Below are 4,700 nucleotides of genomic sequence, written 5' to 3'. Positions count from 1 at the left end.
CATGCGCCACGACAGCACCGGGATCGCGTCGACCGAGCAGGTCGGGCAGTCGAAGGTGGTCAATGTCGGCCAGACCGCGATCGAGAACGTCGGCAAGGCCAAGAAGGTGGTGGTCGGCGAGGAACTGCTGGTCCAGGTCGGCCAGGCCTCGCTGCTGATGAAGAAGGACGGGACCATCCTGCTCAAGGGCGTGACCGTCTACGTCGACGGCTCGGAGCAGGTCCAGCTCACCGGCAAGGTCGTCGACCACAATTGAGGGCCGGACGATGGAGATGCTGAACCTCAGCCCGTTCCCGAACCTGCGCTTCTTCAACACCGACAACCAGGGCCGGGAGTTCGGGGTGCTCCTGGTCAAGGGCACCTACGACATCGCCGCGGATGGCCGCCTCGTCGTCGCCGACGAGCAGGAGCCGCTGGTGCTGACCGACACCTATCACGGCGCGCTCAACACCTCGTCGCTGCGCGTGCCCTCGGACCTCGTCCCGAGGAAGCCGCGGGCCGACATCATCCTGAACGCGATGGCGCGGGCGCCCGGCGGGATCGCCCGGCCGTCCTGGACCTGCGGCGTGCGGGTCGAGGGCGAGCACGTGCTGGAGCGGCACCTGCGGGTGACCGGGCCAAGGCTCTGGGAGCCGGTCTGGGGTGTGTCGGAGCGGGCGCGGGCCTCAATGACCGAGGCGGAGAGGCGGCGGGTGTTCGGCGGCTGGCGCCTCGGCGAGCCGGAGCCGGTGAGAGAGGTGCCGATCCGCTACGAACTCGCCTATGGCGGGCTGTTGGCGCGCCCGCAGGAGGGTGCGGACGAGCCTTTTCTGGAGGCCGACGAGCGCAATCCGCTCGGCTGCGGCTGGATCGACCCCGCGCTGACGCCGATCGAGGCGCCCGTGCCCGCGCCGCGGATCGAGGCGGCGGACGATCCGGTCCGCGAGCCGCACCGCCGCTACGCCCCGGCCGGGTTCGGGCCGATCCCGCCGGCCTGGCTGCCGCGCCGGTCGCTCGGGGGCACCTACGACGCGCACTGGAAGGCGAATGTCTGGCCGAACTGGCCGGCCGACTACGACTTCGCCTACCACAACAGCGCCCATCCGGACCTCGTCTATCCCGACCTCTTGATCGGGGACGAGACCGTGCGGCTGTTCGGGCTCGGCGGGGAGGCCGGGGAGCGGGTGATCCGGTTGCCCGCGCACATGATCGTTCTCCACGTCGCCTACGCGGACCGCGAGCCGCTGATCGCGACCCTCGACCTCGACACGCTGTTCATCGACGTCGCCGATCCCGACCCCGATTGGCATCGGGTCTTTCTGAGTTGGCGAACGACCTTCGACCCGGGACGGGCCGAAAGCCTCAGCTTCGGGCTGGTGCCGTACGTCCCGGATGCGGATGACCCGGCTTCCACGGAAGGACTATGACATGGGCAGACCCGTCTCGGCGCGCCGCGAAGGCAGCAACCTGATGGTCACGACCGGCCCGGACGTGTGCTGGACGCCGATGGGCGGCGCCATGGTGCCGGTCGCCTATTCCTGCGTCGTCGAGCTCGACGGGTCGGAGCGGGTCTCGCCGGACGTGCGCAACAACGCGCTCAAGGACTTCCAGCTCAACACGCGCGCCGTGCGCATCACCGGCCACGAGCCGGGCACCGGCAAGGGTGTCGTGGTGCCGGGCTACAAGAAGTACTCGCACGTGAGGACCGCCTGTTCGAGCGTGTTCTCGCACGGCCATGCGGTGGTGCGAGACGGGGACCCGTGCTGGATCAACCACCCCGATCTCGGCCCGACCGAGCCGCAGCGCACGATGCGCTCCGTCGAGATCCCCTCGGTCTGGGCCTCGACGCCCGGCTCGGACGCGGGGACGTGACGCCATGGCGGCTCCTCATCCCTTCGATCGGACGACCGGGGAGGCCGGCGCGTGAGCGGTGACACCGGATCCGGCGGCAGCATGAGATTGGAAACGATCGACGCCTCCAAGCGCGACACGACGCCCAGCCCGAATACCACACAGGCACGCGACGGAGGCCGGCCCAACGAGTCGGGCCAGAACGCCAATGCCGGTGGCAAGGCCATCATGGGAGCGAGCGCGAAGAAGGCGCAACTCCAGGAGATGATCGATGCCTTCGATCGATCGATCGCCGAGAAGGACAAGCAGATCGCGGGTGAAAAGGCGTTCGAGCAGAACGTCCGGGACAACCTCGGGGCCGACCAGCAGGGCACCTCCCGCATTCCGGACCTCGAACGCGAGCGGGCCGGGCTCGTGGCGCAGCGAGACGTCCTCGTCGATGCCCGCGACAACATCGGACCGGCGGCGGAAGAGTTCCAGAAGGGCAATCCCTGGCCGATGCTCGGGCTGTTCGCCGAGCGCGAGCCGCTGGTGCAGGTCGCGGGCGAGGGCGCGGCCGGCAAGGTGGCCGGCGCGCTGGCCCGTCCCGTCGGGAAACTAGCCGAGACCGCCGGCAAGCTCGTCGGCAGGGTGGGCACGAAGCTCGGCGAGCTCGGAGAGAAGGTCGGCCTCCGAAAGCCGCGCCCGGCCTCCCGCCCCTCGCCCGGAGCCGAGGGCGAATCAATCCAGGGGCGGCAAGGACGCCAGAACGGCACCGGTACGCGCTGCACCTGGCCCTGCACCAAGAAGCCGGTCGCCCTCGCCGACGGCGCGAAGGTGACCTTCGACGTCGAGTTCACGCTGCCGGGCGTGCTGCCGCTCGAGCTCGCCCGCAGCTACGCCTCCGACCTCGGCCATGACGGGCCGCTCGGGCGCAACCGCATCGGCAGCCTCGACGAGGTCCTGGTGCGCGAGCCCGACGGCAGCCTGCTCTACCGCATGGGCTCGGGCCTCACCGCCGGCTTCGACCGCCCGACCGGCAATATCGGCGAGGTCAGCCGCAACGCCCGGCACCCGCACCTCGCTCTGTCGGCCGCCGGGAACCGGGCCTACGCCGTGCGCGATCGCGGCCTTACGAAGCGCTTCGACAAGGGCAAGGACGGCGTCTGGCGCTTGGCCGAGATCCAGGACCCGAACGGCCTCCACGCCACGTTCCGGCGCGACGCCGCGGGCCTGCTCCTGCGGCTCGACCGCTCGGACGGTTTCGCGTTCGTGTTCGAAAACGGCGCAAGCGGCCTGCGCGAAGCCGTGACCCTGCAGGCACCCGGGGGCGAGACGCGCCTGCTCGTCCGCTACGCCTACGACGCGCACGGCAACCTGACGCAGGCACGCAACGCCTACGGCCCCTCGTACCGCTACGAGTACGACGCCGCCGGCCGCTTCTGCGCCTACGAGGACGGGGTCCACACCCGCAACACCTACGCCTACGACGAGGCCGGCCGGGTGGTCGCCGTCACGACGCCCGGCGGCCGGTTCGACTACCGGCTCACCTACGGGGCGGACGGGCGCACGACGACCCTCGCCCATGCCGACCGGCCGGATGGCGCCCGGCGCTACACCTTCGACGCCAACGGGCGGGCGCTCACCGAGACCGACGCGCTCGGCCGGGTGCGCCGCTTCGAGCGCGACGCGCTCGGCACGCTGCTGGCCGAGACCGATGCCGACGGCCACCGCACGGTCTACGCCTACGACGCCTTCGGATCCTTGAGCGCGGTCACCGACCCGGAGGGCCGGCGCACCGCGTATCACCACGACGAGGACGGGCGCCTCGAGCGCCTGATCGACCCCGCCGGCCAGGCCTGGGAATGGACCTATGACGGCCGCGGCAACCTCGTCGCGGCGGTCGACCCGCTCGGCACCCGCACCGATTACGCCATCGACGCGGCCGGCCTGCCCACCGCGATCATGCGCCACGACGGCCTGATCGAGCGGCGCGACTACGACGCGCAGAACAACCTCGTGCGCCTCGTCGACTATCGCGGCGGCACCACCCGGTTCGACCGCGACGCCTTCGGCCGCCTCACCGCCCGCACCGATCCCCTCGGCCACGTCACCCGCTTCGCCTATGACGAGCGGCCCGGCGCCGACTTCTGGACCCCCACGGCGCTGATCCGCCCCGACGGCGTCACCGTCCGGCGCGAGGCCGAGCCGCACGAGGCCACCCTGACGCTGACCGACGGCGAGGGCCGGCGCACCCTCTACCGCTACGGGCCCTTCGACCTCCTGGAGGCGATCGAGGATCCCAAGGGCGGGTCCTTGCGCTTTTCCTACGACGCCGAGGAGCGCCTGGTGCGGGTCGAGAACCAGCTCGGCCGGCACTGGACCTTCGCCCGCGACGCCGCCGGGCGGGTGGTGGTGGAGACCGACTTCGACGGCATGACCCTGGCCTACGCCTATGACGGGGCCGACCGGGTGAGCGAGACGCGCCATGCCGACGGGGCGCGGATCGCCTACGCCTACGACCGCACCGGGCTGCTGCTGCGCCAGGAGGCTTTCGCGCCGGGGGCCACGAACCCGCAGGTCACCCGCTTCGCCTACGACCGGACCGGCCGGGTGGTCGAGGCCGAGACCCCCGCCGCGCTGGTGCGGCTGGAGCGCGACGCGCTCGGGCGGGTGATCGCCGAGACGCAGGGCGGGCGGCGGATCGAGAGCGCCTACGATTGCTGCGGCAACCGGACCGAGCGGCGCATCGGCGAGCGGCTGGTGGCGACGGCCTACGACCCGCTCGGGGCGCTGTCGGGGCTGGCGATCGGGGAGCGGGCGCCGTTGCGCATCACCCGCGACGCCGCCGGCCGGGAGGTGCTGCGCGAGAGTGCGGCGGGGTTCCGGCT

Annotated in this window: 3 protein-coding genes and 1 pseudogene; all 4 read left to right on the top strand. The window is 71.7% G+C overall.

The features are described from left to right. A pseudogene (locus QR78_RS35155) lies at window positions 1-256 on the top strand (type VI secretion system tip protein VgrG); the annotation flags it as partial. A gap of 16 nt (window positions 257-272) precedes the next feature. Then, the gene (locus QR78_RS27340) at window positions 273-1,406 is read left to right on the top strand and encodes a DUF2169 family type VI secretion system accessory protein (protein ID WP_158004085.1); all 1,134 of its coding nucleotides are present in this window, start codon (window positions 273-275) and stop codon (window positions 1,404-1,406) included. A 1-nt stretch (window position 1,407) separates the two neighbouring features. Further along, on the top strand, window positions 1,408-1,851 hold the full coding sequence (locus QR78_RS27335; RefSeq protein WP_048430765.1) for a PAAR-like domain-containing protein: 444 nt from the start codon (window positions 1,408-1,410) through the stop codon (window positions 1,849-1,851). 81 nt (window positions 1,852-1,932) lie between these two features. Beyond that, window positions 1,933-4,700, top strand: a 2,768-nt coding sequence (locus QR78_RS27330) for a DUF6531 domain-containing protein (protein ID WP_141657953.1), incomplete at its 3' end; no start/stop codon positions are given.

Origin of the sequence: Methylobacterium indicum (genome assembly GCF_001043895.1) — a bacterium.
GTDB classification, from domain to species: domain Bacteria; phylum Pseudomonadota; class Alphaproteobacteria; order Rhizobiales; family Beijerinckiaceae; genus Methylobacterium; species Methylobacterium indicum.
This window is presented reverse-complemented; position numbering and strand designations above follow the sequence as displayed.